Source organism: Pseudomonas sp. NFACC56-3, assembly GCF_900100025.1.
In the GTDB taxonomy this organism is placed as follows: domain Bacteria; phylum Pseudomonadota; class Gammaproteobacteria; order Pseudomonadales; family Pseudomonadaceae; genus Aquipseudomonas; species Aquipseudomonas fluorescens_AA.
In genome coordinates this window covers 221183-239976 of record NZ_FMTK01000006.1, presented here as the reverse complement: position 1 = coordinate 239976, position 18794 = coordinate 221183, and the positions used below count along the sequence as shown (strand labels likewise).

General features: G+C 60.3%; 16 protein-coding genes and 2 pseudogenes. 9 read left to right on the top strand and 9 right to left on the bottom strand.

From position 1 onward, the window contains the following. Positions 1 to 2 precede the first annotated feature (2 nt). From BLO80_RS11860 to BLO80_RS11845, 3 genes are all read right to left on the bottom strand, one after another. A complete protein-coding gene (locus tag BLO80_RS11860; RefSeq protein ID WP_092331907.1) occupies positions 3 to 1172 on the bottom strand; it encodes an alginate biosynthesis protein Alg44 in 1170 nt (389 codons plus the stop codon). Positions 1173 to 1207: 35 nt separating this feature from the next. Continuing rightward, positions 1208 to 2689, bottom strand: coding sequence for a mannuronan synthase (gene alg8, locus BLO80_RS11850; protein WP_371856603.1), 1482 nt, complete (start codon positions 2687 to 2689; stop codon positions 1208 to 1210). 100 nt (positions 2690 to 2789) lie between these two features. Next, entirely contained in the window at positions 2790 to 4106 is a 1317-nt protein-coding gene (locus tag BLO80_RS11845) for a nucleotide sugar dehydrogenase (RefSeq protein WP_053124910.1), read from the bottom strand. 473 nt (positions 4107 to 4579) lie between these two features. On the opposite strand from BLO80_RS11845, the gene BLO80_RS29140 reads away from it, so the two are divergent. After that, entirely contained in the window at positions 4580 to 4813 is a 234-nt protein-coding gene (locus BLO80_RS29140; RefSeq protein WP_139196970.1) for a hypothetical protein, read from the top strand. 104 nt (positions 4814 to 4917) lie between these two features. Here BLO80_RS29140 and yaaA read toward each other — a convergent pair whose 3' ends face one another. Beyond that, positions 4918 to 5697, bottom strand: a complete 780-nt coding sequence (yaaA, locus tag BLO80_RS11840) for a peroxide stress protein YaaA (RefSeq protein ID WP_092204114.1) — start codon at positions 5695 to 5697, stop codon at positions 4918 to 4920. Positions 5698 to 6006: 309 nt separating this feature from the next. On the opposite strand from yaaA, the gene BLO80_RS11830 reads away from it, so the two are divergent. The 5 genes from BLO80_RS11830 to moaE all read left to right on the top strand — a co-directional run bounded on the left by BLO80_RS11830 (position 6007) and on the right by moaE (position 10291). Next, positions 6007 to 7131: a polysaccharide deacetylase family protein gene (locus BLO80_RS11830; RefSeq protein ID WP_092331915.1), complete on the top strand. Its 1125-nt coding sequence runs from the start codon at positions 6007 to 6009 to the stop codon at positions 7129 to 7131. A gap of 336 nt (positions 7132 to 7467) precedes the next feature. Beyond that, positions 7468 to 8862, top strand: a complete 1395-nt coding sequence (locus BLO80_RS11825; protein WP_092204112.1) for a PhoH family protein — start codon at positions 7468 to 7470, stop codon at positions 8860 to 8862. A gap of 260 nt (positions 8863 to 9122) precedes the next feature. Continuing rightward, positions 9123 to 9596, top strand: a complete 474-nt coding sequence (gene moaC, locus BLO80_RS11820) for a cyclic pyranopterin monophosphate synthase MoaC (RefSeq protein ID WP_092204111.1) — start codon at positions 9123 to 9125, stop codon at positions 9594 to 9596. Continuing rightward, complete coding sequence (locus BLO80_RS11815; RefSeq protein WP_092331917.1) at positions 9593 to 9835, top strand: MoaD/ThiS family protein; 243 nt, start codon at positions 9593 to 9595, stop codon at positions 9833 to 9835. Before moaC ends, BLO80_RS11815 begins: the two co-directional genes overlap by 4 nt. A 3-nt stretch (positions 9836 to 9838) precedes the next feature. Further along, entirely contained in the window at positions 9839 to 10291 is a 453-nt protein-coding gene (gene moaE / locus BLO80_RS11810) for a molybdopterin synthase catalytic subunit MoaE (RefSeq protein WP_092331920.1), read from the top strand. A 137-nt stretch (positions 10292 to 10428) separates the two neighbouring features. Here the strand turns inward: moaE and BLO80_RS11805 are convergent. From BLO80_RS11805 to BLO80_RS11785, 5 genes and pseudogenes are all read right to left on the bottom strand, one after another. Next, a pseudogene (locus BLO80_RS11805) lies at positions 10429 to 10795 on the bottom strand (PAS domain-containing protein). Between the two features lie 87 nt (positions 10796 to 10882). After that, positions 10883 to 12010 (bottom strand): NAD(P)/FAD-dependent oxidoreductase, encoded by a 1128-nt coding sequence (locus BLO80_RS11800; protein WP_092331922.1) that lies wholly within the window; start codon positions 12008 to 12010, stop codon positions 10883 to 10885. A gap of 148 nt (positions 12011 to 12158) precedes the next feature. Further along, positions 12159 to 12599: pseudogene (locus tag BLO80_RS11795) on the bottom strand (ornithine cyclodeaminase family protein); the annotation flags it as partial. Positions 12600 to 12715: 116 nt separating this feature from the next. Beyond that, entirely contained in the window at positions 12716 to 14179 is a 1464-nt protein-coding gene (rhlB, locus tag BLO80_RS11790) for an ATP-dependent RNA helicase RhlB (protein ID WP_092331925.1), read from the bottom strand. 98 nt (positions 14180 to 14277) lie between these two features. Beyond that, the gene (locus BLO80_RS11785) at positions 14278 to 14934 is read right to left on the bottom strand and encodes an alpha/beta hydrolase (protein ID WP_092331928.1); all 657 of its coding nucleotides are present in this window, start codon (positions 14932 to 14934) and stop codon (positions 14278 to 14280) included. Positions 14935 to 15406: 472 nt separating this feature from the next. On the opposite strand from BLO80_RS11785, the gene BLO80_RS11780 reads away from it, so the two are divergent. The 3 genes from BLO80_RS11780 (at position 15407) to BLO80_RS11770 (ending at position 18793) form a co-directional block, all read left to right on the top strand. Then, on the top strand, positions 15407 to 16438 hold the full coding sequence (locus BLO80_RS11780) for an amino acid ABC transporter substrate-binding protein (RefSeq protein WP_092331930.1): 1032 nt from the start codon (positions 15407 to 15409) through the stop codon (positions 16436 to 16438). Between the two features lie 65 nt (positions 16439 to 16503). Continuing rightward, positions 16504 to 17685: an amino acid ABC transporter permease gene (locus BLO80_RS11775; protein WP_092331933.1), complete on the top strand. Its 1182-nt coding sequence runs from the start codon at positions 16504 to 16506 to the stop codon at positions 17683 to 17685. 10 nt (positions 17686 to 17695) lie between these two features. After that, positions 17696 to 18793, top strand: coding sequence for an amino acid ABC transporter permease (locus BLO80_RS11770; RefSeq protein WP_092331935.1), 1098 nt, complete (start codon positions 17696 to 17698; stop codon positions 18791 to 18793). The last annotated feature ends 1 nt before the right edge of the window (position 18794 follow it).

The window sequence follows — 18794 nt, the reverse complement described above, 5'->3', positions numbered from 1 at the left end:
ACTTAAATACCGACGGCCATGGCTTTGTCGATCAGCCAGTTCAGGTTCGGGCCACGGTCGCTGGTGACTTCTACCGGACGGCCGGCCAGCGCGCTGTCCAGGGGTTCGTCAGGTTGGATCAGCACACGGATATCGGAGGACAGGTCGGCACTTTTCAGGCTGGTGCTGCTGACGATCTTGCCGGTACGGAGGGTGTCTTCGCCGGCGACCTGGAAGTTGACCGGGGTGCCTGGGCGCACGTCGTTGAACTGGCGATAGGAGAAGCGCGCTTCGACGTTGGCTTCGGTGCCTCGTGGGACCAGTTGGAAGATCACGTCGCCCTTGCTGGCGTACTGGCCGTTGGCGACCAGTTGCTGGGCCACGATGCAGTCGCACGGGGAGGTCAGGGTGCCGGTCATTTGTTTGCCAAACAGCTCCTCGACCTTGGCCGGCTGCAACTGGTTGTCGTCCAGGTGACCCTTGAGCACGTCGAGCATGCTGGTGCTGAAGGTCGCCAGCGGGGCGCCTTTGGCGGCCACACCGTCGGCCTTGACCAGGCTCTGCACGGTGCCGTCGCGCGGCATGGTGATAGCCATGCCCGGTACGTTCACCAGGCCGGCCTGGGCATGGCTGACGAAGTACATGCCGTACACCGACTTGAAGATGAAACCGAACGCCGCCAGGCCAACGACGAAGACCCCCAGGCTGAAGGTCACGGCGCGCAGGCGACCCAAGGCACTCATGCCACCGTTTTCGTCTTTCTGTTTGCGGGCCTTGGTGAAGTTGTCGCGCTGCAGGGTCGCCAGCACGTCACCGACACCGACGATGTCGCCGGCCAGGTGCGAGGTGATGATGTGACGCAGTGTCGAGATGTCCCGCGGCTCCAGGTTCTGGAACTGGCAACCGGTGCGGCCGGTCTGGCGGTCGTAGGAACGGATCTGCAACTCCACGTCCATGGCCAGGCCAAGATTGTCGATCACGAACTGCAGGCGAGCCTTGTAGGTCTCGCCAACCTTGAGCGGCAGTTGGCCGGCGTTGAAGCACAGCCCACCGGCGGACAGGTCCAGGACCTTGACTTCCATGGGCGTACGGTCGGGGCCGAAGAAGCGCAGCTTGGCCGGGATTTTGACCCGGGCATGTTGGCGCTGGGCTTCGGATTCATGCACTACGTTGACATTCACGGCGGTGTTCATAGGGGCGATTTCCTAGTTAATTCATTCAAGTCCGGTCAGACCATCGTCAGCAGCACGGCGACAAAAATGCTGCCGGCGGAGAAGGTCATGGTCCGAGACGACCAAGTGTTGAACCAACGTTGAAAGCTGGCGAGATCACGGGTCAGTGAGGTGGGCTGGCGGGTCCAGGACTGCTGGTCAAGGCGGAAGAACACGTAGATCTTCACCAACGCGCCGACGATCTGGTTGTAATAGAGAATCGCCGGGTAGGCAGGGCCGATCCGGTGACCGGAGCACGACAGCAACAGGGTCAGCAGCAACCGGGTGATGCCGATCCACAGCAGGTACACCAGGATGAACGCGGTGCCGTACTTGAAGCTGGCGATCAGTGCTACGGTCAGGCCCAGCAGCGAGGTCCACATCGACACGCGCTGGTCGAACAGCACCACCGAGGTGAACAGGCCCAGACGGCGCATGCCCAGACCCAGTGCCCGGGAGTTCTGCCGCAGGTTGTTGCCGTACCAGCGGAACATCAGCTTGCGGCTGGCCTTGATGAAGCTCTTCTCCGGCGGATGCTCGACGGTGTTGATCGCCGCATCGGGCACGTAGAACGTGTCGTAGCCCAGGCGCATCAGGCTGAACCAGCTCGACTTGTCGTCACCGGTCAGGAACTTGAAGCGGCCCAGGCGCCAGTGTTGCAGCGAGTCGCTTTCCACGTCGGCGATGAAGTCCGGGTTGGTGACCACGGTGGCGCGGAACACCGACATGCGCCCGGTCATGGTCAGCACACGCTTGGACAAGGCCATGGAGCACATGTTGATGTGCCGCTGGGCGAAGCGCAGTTTGTGCCACTCGCTCATGATGTAGCCGCCGCGCACTTCGCAGAACTCGTTGGTGGTCAGGCCGCCGACGTTGCCGAACAGCTGGAACCACGGCACGGTCTTGCGCACGACGCCTTCGGCGAGCACGGTGTCGCCATCAATCACAGCGACCACGGCGCGGTCGTCCGGCAGGTGGCGGGAGATGGCGCGGAAGCCGTAGGCCAGGCCGTCACGCTTGCCGGTGCCGGGGATACGCACGAAGTCCAGCTTGACCCGCTCAGGTGGGTTCATGCGGGTCCAGAGGCTCTTGACCAGCAATTCGTCGGACATTTCCACGATGGAGCAGACCACGGTGGTGGGCAGCCCACAGTCGATGGCCTCGCGGATCACCGAGCCATACACCTGGGCAGTGGTCAGCGCATCGATCCGGAAGCTGGTGACCATCAGGTACACGTGGGACGGATCCGCCGCCTTGCCCAGCTTGCGGACCTTGCGGCGCAGGTGTGGGTAGACGATGTACAGGAAGATCATGCCGCGCACGAAATGCGTTGCTCCCATGGAGTAACGCCAGATGCCCACGGCGCCGATCAGGAAGATGAAGTCCTTGGATTCGGAGTCGAACGTGGACGTGGGCAGCGCCATGGCGATGCCCATCAATAAACTCAAGTAAAACAGCCAACCGGCGGCCTGAAGCAGGCCGTGCTTTAGCCTGTGCATAATCTGCATCCGTCTCTATCTCGGGCGGGCCTTGTGGGCGGCCCGATGGGTTAAGGCAGGCGAAAGGCCGGCCGGGGCATGCCCCGGCCGGCAAACAGACTTACCAGCAGATGCCTTCGGTCCGGCCACTCGGGTTGGTGGCCTTGGACATGAAGCCGACCAGGTCGATGACCTGCTTGCCTTCCGGGACGTTTTCGGTCAGCGCGCGGAACTTCTCGTCGCGGTTACCCAGGATGATGATGTCGGAGCTGTCGATCACCGAGTCGAAGTCGGCGTTGAGCAAGGACGAGACGTGAGGAATCTTCGACTCGATGTAATCCTTGTTCGCACCGTGGACGCGGGCGTATTCGACGTTGCTGTCGTAGATCTTCAGGTCGAAACCCTTGCCGATCAGCATTTCCGCCAGTTCCACCAGCGGGCTTTCACGCAGGTCGTCGGTGCCGGCCTTGAAGCTCAGGCCCAACAGGGCGACTTTGCGCTTGTCGTGGCTGGAGACGATGTCGAAGGCGTTCTGCACCTGGGACTCGTTGCTGCGCATCAGCGAGTTGAGCAGCGGCGCTTCCACATCCAGGGCGCCGGCGCGGTAGGTCAGGGCGCGAACATCCTTGGGCAGGCAGGAGCCGCCGAAGGCGAAGCCTGGGCGCATGTAGTACTGGGACAGGTTCAGGGTCTTATCCTGGCAGACCACGTCCATCACTTCACGCCCATCGACGCCGACGGCCTTGGCAATGTTGCCGATCTCGTTGGCGAAGGTCACCTTGGTAGCGTGCCACACGTTGCAGGTGTACTTGATCATCTCGGCGACGGCGATGTCCTTGCGGATGATCGGCGCATCGAGCTCTTCGTACAGCGACTGCAGGACGTCACCGGAGGCGGTGTCGAACTCACCGATAACGGTCATCGGCGGTTGGTCGTAGTCCTTGATCGCGGTGCTTTCACGCAGGAACTCAGGGTTGACCGCGACACCGAAATCGACGCCAGCTTTCTTGCCGGAGCAGTCTTCCAGGATCGGGATCACAACGTTTGCCACTGTGCCCGGCAATACGGTGCTGCGAACTACGATAGTGTGGCGGGTGGTCTTGTCACGCAGGACAAAACCAATCTCGCGGCACACCGCTTCGATGTAGTTCAGTTCCAGATCGCCGTTCTTTTTGCTCGGTGTACCGACGCAGATCATCGACAGGTCAGTATCGCGAATCGCCTCGGCGAAGTTGGTCGTGCCGCGCAGTCGGCCAGTTTGAATGCCTTGCGCCAATAGCTCACCAAGACCCGGTTCAACGATCGGCGATTTGCCGGCGTTGATCATGTCGATTTTGTCTTTGGCGACATCCACGCCAACTACATCATGGCCCCGTGCAGACAGGCAACCGGCACATACTGCACCGACGTAACCCAAACCAAATATGCTAATGCGCATCGCATTTACCTCTGTTTTCACGCCATTAAATGGCCGGAGTTAATAGTGTTCAGCGGTCATCGAGCACTCGGAAGTGTGGAATGCAGGCGCCACAGTGCCGTGTGCAGGCATACTAAGTTCCGAGTGTCTAAATAAGTGCACTCAAGTTGTGCGCAAAGCGGCCTAGTTGTTATGACCTGCCCTGTTATGCAGCCAGTCCCTGTAAATCAAGAACGCTCGTGCAAAAAGTCTCTCACCTCTGATCCCTGGCAAAAGCCCACAAAATCAGAAGCTTGTGTGCTCGGGTGAGCACGTTAATAGGGGCGCAGCCTTGGCCTTGTAGGGGATAGTAATGGTGCGTTATCTCCTGTCCTTTATAAGATGGATCCAAATAGGCGACCGTTTCGCTAAATTGCCATGACAACTTGGTTACTTTGGTCGACGGCCTATGTAAGTCATCTCTTACACGCTCCGTGAGAATCGTTACGGGTGGTATGAGCCGTGCAATTTCACATAGTTCCGATCCGCTCATCGCGATTTTCGAAATTTTTCGAAATATTATCCAAGATGGCACTGCCCTCAATATGATGGCACTTGCCGTTTCATCCTTTGTTAATGGGGAGTTAGGAGGGATAGATGGTTTTGTGCCACTACCGATAAAAAATTTTGGTGCCACTACGCAAAAAACTGACGAGTGTCGAGTGAAAGAAAAGTTAGAGGGGGAGTAGGGCGATTAATTGACGTCATGAAACTGGCGAAACAGGCGGGGAACTAAGATGACAGATCGGGGCTTGATCGAAGCCCCCGATCAGGGGCGATATAAGGTTATGCCTTATTCGGGAGCATGATCGCGCAAGAACACTAGTTTGTCCTGGCTCGACTGTAGTGCATTGAAGCGATAACCCTGAACATCGAATTGGCGGAGTGCCGCAGGGTCGTTGATGCGTTCTTCAATGACGAAACGACTCATCAGGCCGCGGGCCTTTTTGGCGTAGAAGCTGATGATCTTGTACTGGCCATTTTTCAAGTCGCGGAATTCGGTATCGATGACGCGCGCTTTCAGTGCGCTGCGCTTGACCGCCGAGAAGTATTCATTGGACGCCAGGTTCAACAGGACGTCATCGCCTTGTTCGGCCAGGGCTTCGTTCAGCCATTCGCTGATGCGCGTGCCCCAGAAGGCATACAGGTCCTTGCCGCGGGCATTGGCCAGCTTCGTGCCCATCTCCAGGCGATAGGGTTGCATCAGGTCCAGTGGGCGCAGCAGGCCATAGAGCCCCGAGAGCATGCGCAAGTGCTGCTGGGCATAGTCGAAGTCGGCTTCGCCGAAGCTTTGCGCATCGAGGCCGGTGTACACGTCACCCTTGAAGGCCAGCAGCGCCTGCTTGGCGTTGGCTGGGGTGAACGCTGGCGTCCAACTGCCGAATCGCGCGGCATTGAGGCCGCCGATCTTGTCGGAGACGTGCATCAGTTCACTGATCTGTGCCGGCGAGAGTGCGCGCAGTTGTTCGATCAGCTCCTGGGAGTGATCCAGGTACTGCGGCTGGGTAAAGCGCGCGGTGGCCGGCGGTGTTTCGTAATCGAGGGTCTTGGCGGGGGAAATCACCATCAGCATGCAATCGTCTCCTTGAAGGTCCGGCGATTCTAGGGGGTTGTCCGGGTGGACTCCAGCTATCGAGGCAATAGGTGATGGATGGGCGAGCGTTGATGGGCTTTTGTGGCGAGGGAGCTTGCTCCCGCTGGGTTGCGAAGCGACCCCAAGAAAGAGGGCGACCGCTTCGCGCTCGAGCGGGAGCAAGCTCCCTCGCCACAAAAGCTTGTCTCTTCACAAAAGCTTGTCTTTCCACAACGCGCTCCCTTCCCGTAATGAGCTCATCAGGATCGGCTATGATGCCGCGCGGGTTTCGTTATGGAGACATCCCTTTTGCGCATCGCCCTTGTGTTATCGGCCTGGCTGTTGAGCTTCGGCGCCCTCGCGGCGCCCAACGACGTCGCCACCCTGGACCGCACGACCTGGCCGGAACAACTCACCAGCCCGACGCTGTTCGACGTGGCCTCGCGGGCCGAGATCCTGATGTTCGCCCGGGGCTTGCTGGACGTCGATGCCATGGACGAAATCGCGCTCAAGCAGTACCTGGGGCTGCGCACGGTCAATATGGCCGCGATCGACGCCCTTCGCGCCCGGCTGTGGCAACGGTTGCTGAGCAACTACAACTTCGCCCAGCGCAGTTGCGATCAGGATGCGTCCTTCTGTTACCTGGTCGAGGACATGGCGACCCTGCGTGAAGAGGCCCGCAGGTTCCATCTCGATGACGACTCCTACTACATCAAATGGGCGGCACCGAGCCAGATCTTTCATACGCAATATCGTGATGAACTGCTACGCAAAGCCGCGCTTTTTCCGCAAACCAGCAGTGAAATCGCTCGTTTTGGCGAATACGAGCGCAACGGCGAGGAGATGAACGACCGGCTGTTCCTGTTGACCTTCGACAGCGCCGCCAATGTCGTGCCGGACAACACCCCGTGGCTGACCGACTACCTGCGCAAGGCGAACATGAACGGCACCTTCTTCGTGCTGGGCAAGGACATCCAGGCGCGGTTGCAAGAGCGCTCGGTCAACAGTCTCCAGGCGTTGTATGCGGGCCAGTGCGTGGGTGTGCAGGGCTGGGAATTCCGTTCCCACAGTCATTGGCAGGATTGGCAGGATTCGGTCCGGCGCAGTGTCGAACTGGTCAAGGGCAAGCTGCCCGAGAACTACGTGCCGCTATTCCGCCCGCCCCAAGGCCAGCGGCGTGGCGATGCCGAAGGATTTTTCCGACAGCAGGGCCTGCAGGTGGCGCTGTGGGACATCGATCCCCAGGACAGCGGCAATCGGCTCAAGCCTGAGCAAAGCGCCCAGCGTGTGCTGACCCTGATGCTGCTGTGGCGCCACGGGGTGATCAATTTCAACGCCAAGCAGGATGGGGTGAAAACGGCGATGCCCTGGCTCATGGCGCAGACGGCTCAGAGCGGGATCGGGTGGGCGGACTGTCAGGAGGCGTTTCGCTGAAACCGGGAAAAGCCCGGAAACATTGGGGAAAGAGGAAAATCCGGGACACATTCATGGCGACCGGACTTCCGACTTTAACGGCGCGACGGCGGTACGCCAAGGGTTATTCGTCACTCTGAAAAATAAACTTCAAAAAAGCGTCAAAGTGCTTTTTCCTGTCATGGTTTTTGGAGTATCAAGAAGTCAGACCGCCGAAACCTGCAACACAGGTGGCGTCTTCCAAGACCCAGATTGTGTGCAGTTCACCTGAGCCCTCGCGGGTGAATTCGGTGGCTACCTCGAGGCGCAGCACTGTCACGGTATTGCGTCGAATGGCCCCCAGATAGGTGACCGAGTATGGATGACCACGGACGTAGCCTTTCCTCCAACCAGCCAATCCTCTATGTACTCGATACCAACGTATTGATCCACGATCCAAACGCGCTCCTGAACTTCGAAGAACACCACGTCGCCATCCCGATGACCGTGCTCGAGGAGCTGGACAAGCTCAAGAGCGGGCACCACAGCGTTGCGGCCGAATGCCGGCAGGCGATCCGCCTGATCGACAAGACCTTGGGGGATGCCTCCCCGGAAGACGTTGAGCTCGGCGTGCCGATCCAGCGCGGCAAAAGTGGTCCCAAGGGCTTGCTTTCGATCCTGATGAGCAAGCGCACCGAGCCCAACCTGGTGCTGCCTGAACACCTGAACGACAACATCATCATCAACCAGTTGATCGACCTGCACGCGCGCAACAAGGACCAGTCCGTGGTGTTGGTGACCAAAGACATCAACATGCGCCTCAAGGCCCGCGCCTGCGGGATCGCGGCGGAGGACTACAGCACCGACCAACTGGTTGACGACGTATCGCTGTTGCCCAACGGCTACCACACCATGACCGGCTCCTTCTGGGACCGTGTGAGCAAGGTCGAGACTCGCCAGGACCATGGCCGCACCTGGCACCAGGTACAACTGATCGACAACCTGCCGGCCGTGCACATCAACGAGTTCATCATCGACGAACAAGGCTTCGTCGGCTGGATCAAGGAAATCCAGGTCGACAAACTGCTGATCCTCGACCTGCACCAGGAACCGCTGCTGCACCAGGAAGCCTGGGGCCTCAAGCCTCGCGACATCTACCAGAGCCTGGCCCTGTTCGCCTTGCTCGACCCGGATATCCACCTGGTCAACCTGTCCGGCGCCGCCGGTTCTGGCAAGACCATCCTGGCCCTGGCCGCCGCCATCGAGCAGACCATGGTCAGCAAGCGCTACCGGCGCATCATCGCCACCCGCAGCGTGCAGGGCCTGGACCAGGAGATCGGTTTCCTGCCCGGCACCGAGGCGGAGAAAATGGAACCGTGGCTGGGGGCGATCACCGACAACCTCGAAGCCTTGCACATGGATGACGAAAGCACCCATGGCAGCGTCGACTACATCCTCAGCAAAGTGCCGTTGCAGTTCAAATCCCTCAACTACATTCGCGGGCGCAGCTTCCAGCAGAGCCTGATCCTGATCGACGAATGCCAGAACCTGACCCCGCACCAGATGAAAACCATCATCACCCGTGCCGGCGCCGGTTCCAAAGTGGTGTGCCTGGGTAACCTGGCGCAGATCGATACCCCTTACCTGTCCGCGACCAGCTCCGGGCTGACCTACCTGACCGAACGCTTCAAGGACTTCCCCAACGGGGTCCACATCACCCTGCAGGGCGTACCGCGCTCGATCCTGGCCGAATACGCCGAATCCCACCTGTAACCCCAACCCAACCGGGCGGCCTTCAAGCCGCCCGGTTTGTTATGGCTGTACAAAAATCCCTGTGGGAGCGAGCTTGCTCGCGATGCCGGTGTATCAGATAAAAAATAAATGTCTGACCCACCGCCATCGCGAGCAAGCTCGCTCCCACAAGGGGTTTCGCAGTGCCTTCCGAATCCGAGACGCAAGTGGCTGCGACAATCAACCCTGCCGGAATCTGACCCACAGGTTTACAATCGACATTCCCGATCAGGAGTAACCCTGTGCTGACCCATCTCGATTCCCAAGGTCGCGCCAACATGGTCGATGTGACCGACAAGGCCGTGACGTTCCGTGAAGCCACGGCCGAGGCCTTTGTGCGCATGTTGCCCGACACGCTGCAGATGATCGTCAGCGGCGGTCACCCCAAGGGCGATGTGTTCGCCGTCGCGCGCATCGCCGGTATCCAGGCCGCGAAAAAAACCAGCGACCTGATTCCGCTCTGCCATCCGTTGCTGCTCACCAGCGTCAAGGTCGAACTCACGGCCGAAGGAGAGGAGCGGGTGCGCATCGTCGCCCGCTGCAAGCTGTCGGGCCAGACCGGCGTGGAGATGGAAGCCCTCACCGCCGCCAGCGTTGCGGCGCTGACCATTTACGACATGTGCAAGGCCGTGGATCGGGGCATGACCATCGAAGGCGTACGGGTGCTGGAAAAACTCGGCGGCAAGAGCGGCCACTTCCAGGCGGATGCGTCATGAAGATTACCGTGAAGTTCTTTGCCCGTTACCGTGAAGCGCTCGGTGTGGATGCGGTAAAGGTGGAAGGCGATTTCGCCACGGTCGACGACGTGCGCGTGCTGCTTGCCCAGCGTGACGGTGCTGATGTGCTGAAGGAGCAGAACCTGATGTGCGCACGCAACGAAGACCTGTGCCAGCTCGACGAGCCCCTGGCGGACGGTGACGAAGTGGCGTTCTTTCCTACCGTGACCGGAGGCTGAGCCGTGGCGATTCGTGTGCAGGCCGAACCGTTCGACCCGGGCGTCGAAGTCAACGCGATGCACGCGGCCAATGTCGGCGTGGGGGCGGTGGTGAGCTTCGTCGGTTACGTGCGCGACTTCAATGACGGCCTCGACGTGTCCGGGATGTTTCTGGAGCACTATCCGGGCATGACTGAAAAGGCCTTGGGCAAGATCGCCAGCGAGGCCGAGCAGCGCTGGCCGTTGCTCAAGCTGGAAGTGCTGCACCGCATCGGTGCCCTGGAACCGGGCGAGCCGATAGTCTTCGTCGCGGCCGCCAGTGCCCATCGCCAGGCGGCGTTCGACGCCTGCGCCTTTGTCATGGACTACCTCAAGACCCGTGCGCCGTTCTGGAAAAAGGAAAACACCGTCGACGGCCCGCGCTGGGTTGAAGGGCGGGACAGTGATCATGCGGCGGCGGATCGCTGGAAGCAGTAGGTCCCCCTGTTGTTTTTTCGCAAGCCATGAGTCCGTCATCGCGAGCAAGCTCGCTCCCACACTGGATCTTCATGCACCAAGGATCCCTTGTGGGAGCGAGCTTGCTCGCGAAGGCGTCAGGCCAGGCAATACAAATCTCAGCCCTTCAACTCCTTCAAATGCTTGTACACCGTCGCCCGCCCCATATTCAGCACATTGGCCACATAGTTGGACGCGCTCTTGCCCTTGAAGGCGCCCGCTGCTGAGGCTGCGAATCTTCTGTCCGTCCCAGTTCAGTTTCTCGTACGGCCCGATGTTACGTTCGCTGATGTCCTCACTGAGCATGTCTTCCAGGGACAAGTCATCGCCAATCTCGCGCTTGGACAGGTTATTGGCGATGTAATCGACTTTCTGGCTGCGCAGGTCGTGCAGCACCACTTCGGCGTGGGGGTAGAACAGCGTGGCGATGGCGCCGGCGATGGTGCGGAAGTTCTCCAGCGCCGGATCGGAGGGCGAAGCGGTCATGACAGGGCTCCAGGCAGCGTCAGCGCCCCGTGGAACAGGGCGCGGGAAGTGTTGCCGCAATCGTGGCGATGCGTCACGCCGGTTGGCTCACCCCAAGCGCTTGGGGGAGAGCATGGCGCTGCTCAGGCCGAAACGAGCCAGGGCTTCGGGCAGCGGCTCGCCACGCACCAGCGCCGCGCTGGCCTGGCCCATGGCCGGTGACGTCTGGATGCCGTAGCCACCCTGGGCCGCGACCCAGAACAGTCCGGGCACCTGTGGATCGAAACCGGACACCAGGTCACCGTCGTGGACGAAACTGCGCAATCCGGCCCAGGTGCGGGTCGGGCGGCGGATGGTCAGGGTGGTGGCTTCTTCGATCTGGTAGATGCCCATGGCGATGTCCAGCTCTTCCGGCTGAACGTCGTGAGGCTCCACCGGGTCGGCGTTGGCCGGCGAGCCGAGGAACATGCCAGCGTCGGGCTTCATGTAGAAGGATTCGTCCAGGCTCACGAGCATCGGCCAGTCATGGCTATCCACGCCTTCGGGGCCGGCGAAGATGAATGCCGCACGCCGCTTGGGTTGCAGCCCCAGCTTCCGGGCGCCAGCCAGGTCGGCTACCTGATCGGCCCAGGCACCGGCAGCGTTGATCACGATGGGGGCGGTGAAGCGTTGGCTGGCTGTCTTCACCTGCCAAAGTCCCTGGTCGTCGCGGCTCAGGCCCAGCACTTCGCTGTCGGTGTGCACTTCACCGCCATTGCGGCGAATACCGCGCAAGTAGCCTTGGTGCAGGGCGTCGGTGTCGATGTCGCACGCTGTCGGGTCATAGATCGCCCCGTGGACCGTGTCCCGCCGCAGGATCGGCAGCCGCACACAGGCTTCATCGGCGCTGAGCAGTTGCATCTGCGGCACCGTGGCCTTGGCGCTCAGGTACTGGTTGTTCAGCTCGGCCGGGTCGCCGGTGAAATCCACGGTCATTTCACCCCGTGGACTCAGCAACGGGTGCTCGCAGAAGCCGGCCGGCGGGGCGTCGAAAAAATCCCGGCTGGCCTGGGTCAGCGCCCGCACCTGCGGGGTGCCGTAGGCAGCGGAGTACAGCGCCGCCGAACGTCCGGTGGAGTGATAGGCCGGATGGGACTCGCGTTCGAGCACAATCACCCGGCCATGGGGCGCCAGCCAGTAACCGGTGGAAGCACCGGCAATGCCGCCGCCGATGATGATGAAGTCTGCTGAGGTCATGAAGCTCTCCTGTAGAGCACATTGCCAGGCGTTCGCCAAACCCTGGTGGGAGCGGGCTTGCTCGCGAAGGCAGCAGCACATTCAACATTGATGTGGCTGGCACAGCGCTTTCGCGAGCAAGCCCGCTCCCACAGGGAATCGAGTTGTGTCAGATATTGCAGTGCAAACGGTAAAGCGCATTCGCCAGCGCAACATCCTCCAGCCCCAGGCCGATGGAGCGGAAGAACACGTGGCGTTGGTAGTCGGGACGCGCCACGTGTGCGCTGAGCAATTCAGGCAAGTCGCCGACGATACGCGACGCCTCCCAGCCGTGCTGTTCGCCAGCGTTCAACATTTCACCAGCCGAGTCCGGCGTGGTCTGACGATAATCGCAGAACACGTCCATATCATTGAGGCGCTGAGGCGGTATTTCATGGGCGCGCGGGGCGTTGGTGCTGATGGAGGTGATCAGCGCCGGTTTGTCCAAAGTCTGCGGGTCGAGCACAGCTTTGGCGGACGAAGTGCAGAGCATCACCACGTCGGCGTCGTGCAGCGCCGTTTCGAGGGTGTCGGCGATTTGCAGGCGCGGGTCCAGGCCGGTGAGCGAGGCACGTTCCTGTTTTTAAACTAATTTGTCTATTATGGACTTTTAGTTTATTCGGGCAATCCCGGGCGAAAAAAAAGCGCAGCCTTCAGGGCTGCGCTTTTTGTTCGTTGTCGCGACGGTCAGGAGCGCTTGCGCTCAACCGGGCGAAGCAGATGTGTCGGCGGGGTTTCGCAATTGATCTTTTTCCCCAGCAGCGCCTCGATGGACGGTAACTGATAGGAGTCATCCTCACCGGCGAAGCTGATGGATACACCCGCAGCGCCTGCACGACCGGTGCGGCCGATCCGGTGTACGTAGTCATCCGGCACTTCCGGCAGGGTGAAGTTGATCACATGGCTGATCCCGTCGATGTGGATGCCGCGACCGGCCACGTCGGTGGCCACCAGCACGCGGATCTTGCCTTCGCGGAAACCTTCCAGTGTCTTGATGCGCTTGTGCTGTGGCACATCGCCCGACAGTTGGGCCGCGTTGACGCCATCGCGCACCAGGCGTTCTTCGATGCGCCGCACTTCGTCCTTGCGGTTGGCGAACACCATCACGCGCTCCCAACCGTTGTCGTTGACCAGGTTGTAGAGCAGCTTGTACTTGTCGGCACCGGCGACCGCGTAGATATGTTGCTCGACGTTTTCGCTGGCGACGTTCTCGGCTTCGATCTCGACGATGGCCGGGTCGGTGGTCCACTGCTTCGCCAGGTTCATCACGTCCTCGGTGAAGGTGGCGGAGAACAGCAAGGTCTGGCGTTCGCTTTTGGGTGGGGTCTGGCGAATGATCTGGCGCACTTGCGGGATGAAGCCCATGTCGAGCATGCGGTCGGCCTCGTCCAGCACCATCACTTCGACCATGTCCAGGTGCACGTCGCCGCGCTGGTTGAAGTCCAGCAGACGGCCCGGCGTGGCGACCAGGATGTCGCAATGGCGGGCTTCGAGGTGCTTGAGCTGCTTGTCGAAATCCATGCCGCCCACGAACGTCATGACGTTCAGGCCGGTGTACTTGGTCAGGTCGGCGGCGTCCTTGGCGATCTGCACCACCAGCTCGCGGGTCGGCGCGATGATCAGCGCCCGTGGTTCGCCCATGTAGCGTTCCTTGGGCGGCGGGGTCTGGAGCAACTGGGTAATAATGGAAATCAGGAACGCGGCGGTCTTGCCGGTGCCGGTCTGGGCGCGACCGATGGCGTCTTTGCCGGCGAGGGTGAAGCCCAGCACCTGCGCCTGGATCGGCGTGCAATACGGGAAACCCAGGTCCTGGATGGCATGCATCAGTTCCGGGGCGAGCTTGAAGTCATGGAAGCGCGTCTTGCCTTCCTGGGGTGCTACGACGAAGTCCTCGAGTTTCCAGGCGACGACCGGCGGTTTCGGTGCGCGTTCGCGGCGCGGCCGGGGGGCTTCGTTGCGTGGTGTCTCGGGCTCGGGGGGCGTAACAGGCTGGGCGACGGGTTCTTTTTTCGCCTGTGCGACGGGGGCCGTCCGGCGCGGTTGTTGCGCATCGGTACGGCTCGGGCCGTGGGTCGGCGCAGTGGAGCCAGGCGCGAGTTGCTCGGCCTCGCTTTTACCGAACATCTTCTTGAGTGCTTTGAGCACGGTCATCTCATCGATTGGTTAAGGAATGTACGCCGGCCAGTGTAATGCAAGAAACGGGCGCGGCGTAGTGGGATCGTCAAAGGACCGGCGTGGCGTTTGGCCTCTTAGCGCAACCGTTCGGCCAGCCAGGTGCCGATGTCATGAATCTCCTCGGGTAACACTTCGTGGCCCATTGGGTATTCCTGCCATGTCACGGTGACACCATGCTGCTTTAAATACTCTTTTGCGGTCCGGCCCATCGGGTTGAGTACCACTTCGTCGTATTGGCCGTGCAGGGCCAGGACCGGAATGCGTTGCTGGCTGGCCGACAATTGCAGTTCATCGCTGAACGTCGGTGCATAAGTAGACAGCGCGATCACGCCGCCCAGCGGCCCCTGCCATTTCACGAAGGCGGTGTGATAGACCACCGCGCCTCCTTGGGAAAAACCGGCGAGGAAAATCCGCGAGGCGTCTACTCCGCTGGCTCGCTGGGTTTCGACCAGATCGATGACCCGTTGTGCCGAGGCTTCGAGTTGTTGTTCGTCAATGGCCCGCGCCGGGCTCAAGGCGCGGATGTCGTACCAACTGGGCATCTCATAGCCGCCGTTGATCGTGACTGGCTGGGTCGGCGCCTGGGGTAGAACGAAACGTGTGGTGAGCAGTTTTTGCTGCAGCATTTCGGCCACCGGCAGGAAATCATAACGATCGGCGCCCAGGCCGTGGAGCCAGATAACGCACGCGTCAACAGTGCCGCTGGGCTCGAGAATCAAGGGGTCGGTCATGGTTGTGCTCCAAATCTGTGCGGGTGCGCCCAATCAGTGCGTGATTACAGTGCGCTTCCGGTGCCTCAGTTAATTAGATGTCGCAAAGTTGAAAGTTTTTGTCTTAACGTGTTCTACATGGCCTAAGCGCAGCGGTCTGGTACGGGCTTTGCTATGGGGTTGCTGAGTGATGATTCTTACGCTGCGCGGTAACACTATCAGTTAGACGCGTCGCATGGGATATCAGAAATCCGGTGATGAATGTTCGCCAGCAGCCGCTACGGGCTTCGCGAACGTGAAGGGCTACAGCCCGTTCGGCCGATTGGTGAGAGATGGGCATGACCGCTGTTTACGGACATTCTCATTATTAGACTCATAGCGAAGGTCCAGACGTCGGTTGACCCTAAAAAAAGCCAACAAGGGTCGGCAATGCCTCAAAAGGGTGCGACAGGACTCGAGCTCCGACACAACAAGAGCAAAACTGGAGGTTTGAATGAAGTTACTGAAATCCACCCTGGCAATCGTCACTGCAGCAGCAGTACTGGGTGTCAGCGGGTTCGCTCAGGCGGGTGCAACCCTGGATGCCGTGAAGAAGAAAGGTTTTGTGCAATGCGGTGTGAGTGATGGCCTGCCGGGTTTCTCGGTACCTGATTCGACCGGCAAGATCGTCGGTATCGACGCTGACTTCTGCCGCGCCGTTGCCGCTGCGGTATTCGGCGATGCGAACAAGGTCAAGTTCAGCCAGTTGAACGCCAAGGAGCGCTTCACCGCCCTGCAATCGGGCGAAATCGACATGCTCTCGCGCAATACCACCATGACCAGCTCCCGTGACGCGGGCATGGGCCTGAAATTCCCAGGCTTCATCACTTATTACGACGGTATTGGCTTCCTGGTTAACAACAAGCTGGGCGTCAAGAGCGCCAAGGAACTGGATGGTGCAACCATTTGCATCCAGGCCGGTACCACCACCGAACTGAACGTTTCCGACTACTTCCGTGGCAACGGCCTGAAGTACACCCCGATCACTTTCGACACCTCCGATGAAAGCGCCAAGTCGCTGGAGTCCGGTCGTTGCGACGTGCTGACGTCCGACAAGTCCCAACTGTTCGCTCAGCGTAGCAAGCTGGCTGCGCCGAAGGACTACGTGGTCCTGCCGGAAACCATTTCCAAGGAGCCATTGGGCCCAGTCGTGCGTAATGGCGACGACGAGTGGCTGGCCATCGTCCGCTGGACCGGCTACGCCCTGCTCAACGCTGAAGAAGCTGGCGTGACTTCGAAGAACGTCGAAGCCGAAGCCAAGTCCACCAAGAACCCGGACGTCGCCCGTATGCTGGGTGCCGACGGTGAATACGGCAAGGACCTGAAGCTGCCGAAGGACTGGGTCGTGCAAATCGTCAAGCAAGTCGGTAACTACGGCGAAATGTTCGAGCGCAACCTCGGCAAGAGCACTCCGCTGGAAATCGACCGCGGCCTGAACGCTTTGTGGAACGCTGGCGGCATTCAATACGCACCACCAGTGCGCTGATGGTTCTATCACCCGGTGGGCCAACCACCGGGTGATGTTCTGTTCCATTCCTTGCGGGGCACTTCATGCAAAATTCAATCGGCGCACCTAAGCAGAGGCTCAGCCTCAGCGATCCACGAGTGCGTGCGTGGGTATTTCAGATCGTCACCATCGTGGCGGTCATTTCGCTGGGCTGGTTTCTGTTCGATAACACGCAGACCAACCTCCAGCACCGGGGCATCACCTCCGGTTTCGGCTTCCTGGAGCGCAGTGCCGGGTTCGGCATTGCCCAACACCTGATCGACTACACCGAAGCGGACAGCTATGCCCGTGTCTTTGTCATCGGGTTGCTCAACACGCTGCTGGTGACGTTCATCGGCGTGATCCTGGCAACAATCCTTGGTTTCATTGTCGGCGTGGCCCGACTGTCGAAAAACTGGATCATTGCCAAAGTGGCGACCGTGTATGTCGAGGTTTTCCGCAACATCCCACCGCTGCTACAGATCCTGTTCTGGTATTTCGCGGTGTTCCTGACCATGCCGGGGCCGCGCAACAGCCATAACTTCGGCGACACCTTCTTTGTCAGCAGCCGCGGCTTGAACATGCCGGCAGCGCTGGTGGCGGACGGATTCTGGCCGTTCGTGGCCAGTGTCGTGCTGGCGATTGTCGCCATCGTGCTGATGACCCGCTGGGCCAACAAGCGTTTTGAAGCGACCGGCGAGCCATTCCATAAATTCTGGGTGGGTCTGGCGCTGTTCCTGGTGATTCCGGCGTTGTGCGCGTTGATCTTCGGCGCTCCCGTGCATTGGGAGATGCCGCAGCTCAAGGGCTTCAACTTCGTCGGTGGTTGGGTACTGATTCCCGAGCTGCTGGCCTTGACCCTGGCCTTGACCGTATACACCGCGGCGTTCATCGCCGAGATCGTGCGCTCGGGCATCAAGTCGGTCAGCCATGGCCAGACCGAGGCGGCTCACTCGCTGGGCCTGCGCAACGGTCCGACCTTGCGCAAGGTGATCATCCCGCAAGCCCTGCGCGTGATCATCCCGCCGTTGACCAGCCAATACCTGAACCTGGCGAAAAACTCTTCGCTGGCGGCCGGTATCGGTTACCCGGAAATGGTTTCGCTGTTTGCCGGTACGGTGTTGAACCAGACCGGCCAGGCCATCGAGGTGATCGCGATCACCATGAGCGTGTACCTGGCGATCAGTATCAGCATTTCCTTGCTGATGAACTGGTACAACAAGCGCATTGCGCTGATCGAGCGGTGAGGAAACGCGCATGACATCTCATACTTTCAAACCTGACATGCCCCCTCCGAGCAACAGCATCGGCGTGGTGGCGTGGATGCGCGCGAACATGTTCTCCAGCTGGCTCAATACCTTGCTGACGTTGTTTGCGTTCTACTTGATCTACCTGGTGATTCCACCGATTCTGAATTGGGCGATCCTCGACGCCAACTGGGTCGGTACCACCCGCGCCGACTGCACGAAGGAGGGCGCCTGCTGGGTGTTCATCCAGCAGCGCTTCGGCCAGTTCATGTACGGCTATTACCCAACGGAGCTGCGTTGGCGCGTAGACCTGACCGTGTGGCTGGCGGTACTCGGTGTAGCACCGCTGTTCATCTCGCGCTTCCCGCGCAAGGCCATCTACGGCCTGAGCTTCCTGGTGCTGTACCCGATCATTGCCTGGTGCCTGCTGCACGGTGGCGTTTTCGGCCTGGATGCCGTGGCGACCAGCCAGTGGGGCGGCCTGATGCTGACGTTGGTGATCGCCACTGTCGGTATCGCCGGCGCACTGCCGCTGGGCATCGTCCTGGCCCTGGGCCGGCGTTCGAACATGCCGGCGATCCGGGTGGTCTGCGTGACCTTCATCGAGTTCTGGCGCGGTGTGCCGTTGATCACGGTGCTGTTCATGTCGTCGGTGATGCTGCCGCTGTTCCTGCCCGAAGGCATGAACTTCGACAAGCTGCTGCGAGCACTGATCGGGGTGATCCTGTTCCAGTCGGCCTACGTGGCCGAAGTGGTGCGTGGCGGCCTGCAAGCCATTCCCAAGGGCCAGTACGAAGCGGCCGCGGCGATGGGTCTGGGGTACTGGCGCAGCATGGGCCTGGTGATTCTGCCGCAAGCCCTGAAGCTGGTGATCCCGGGTATCGTCAACACCTTCATTGCGTTGTTCAAGGACACGAGCCTGGTGATCATCATCGGCCTGTTCGACCTGCTCAACAGCGTGAAACAAGCTGCCGCCGACCCGAAATGGCTGGGCATGGCCACTGAAGGCTATGTGTTCGCCGCCCTGGTGTTCTGGATTTTCTGTTTTGGTATGTCCCGCTATTCCATGCATTTGGAACGCAAGCTGGACACTGGCCACAAGCGTTAGG

What these genes read in the sequence shown, in the direction of transcription:
- BLO80_RS11860 (WP_092331907.1), bottom strand. Translation starts at nt 1,172, where the DNA reads ATGAACACCGCCGTGAATGTCAACGTAGTGCATGAATCCGAAGCCCAG.
- alg8 (WP_371856603.1), bottom strand. Translation starts at nt 2,689, where the DNA reads ATGCACAGGCTAAAGCACGGCCTGCTTCAGGCCGCCGGTTGGCTGTTT.
- BLO80_RS11845 (WP_053124910.1), bottom strand. Translation starts at nt 4,106, where the DNA reads ATGCGCATTAGCATATTTGGTTTGGGTTACGTCGGTGCAGTATGTGCC.
- BLO80_RS29140 (WP_139196970.1), top strand. Translation starts at nt 4,580, where the DNA reads ATGAGCCGTGCAATTTCACATAGTTCCGATCCGCTCATCGCGATTTTC.
- yaaA (WP_092204114.1), bottom strand. Translation starts at nt 5,697, where the DNA reads ATGCTGATGGTGATTTCCCCCGCCAAGACCCTCGATTACGAAACACCG.
- BLO80_RS11825 (WP_092204112.1), top strand. Translation starts at nt 7,468, where the DNA reads ATGGATGACCACGGACGTAGCCTTTCCTCCAACCAGCCAATCCTCTAT.
- BLO80_RS11815 (WP_092331917.1), top strand. Translation starts at nt 9,593, where the DNA reads ATGAAGATTACCGTGAAGTTCTTTGCCCGTTACCGTGAAGCGCTCGGT.
- BLO80_RS11800 (WP_092331922.1), bottom strand. Translation starts at nt 12,010, where the DNA reads ATGACCTCAGCAGACTTCATCATCATCGGCGGCGGCATTGCCGGTGCT.
- rhlB (WP_092331925.1), bottom strand. Translation starts at nt 14,179, where the DNA reads ATGACCGTGCTCAAAGCACTCAAGAAGATGTTCGGTAAAAGCGAGGCC.
- BLO80_RS11785 (WP_092331928.1), bottom strand. Translation starts at nt 14,934, where the DNA reads ATGACCGACCCCTTGATTCTCGAGCCCAGCGGCACTGTTGACGCGTGC.
- BLO80_RS11780 (WP_092331930.1), top strand. Translation starts at nt 15,407, where the DNA reads ATGAAGTTACTGAAATCCACCCTGGCAATCGTCACTGCAGCAGCAGTA.
- BLO80_RS11775 (WP_092331933.1), top strand. Translation starts at nt 16,504, where the DNA reads ATGCAAAATTCAATCGGCGCACCTAAGCAGAGGCTCAGCCTCAGCGAT.
- BLO80_RS11770 (WP_092331935.1), top strand. Translation starts at nt 17,696, where the DNA reads ATGACATCTCATACTTTCAAACCTGACATGCCCCCTCCGAGCAACAGC.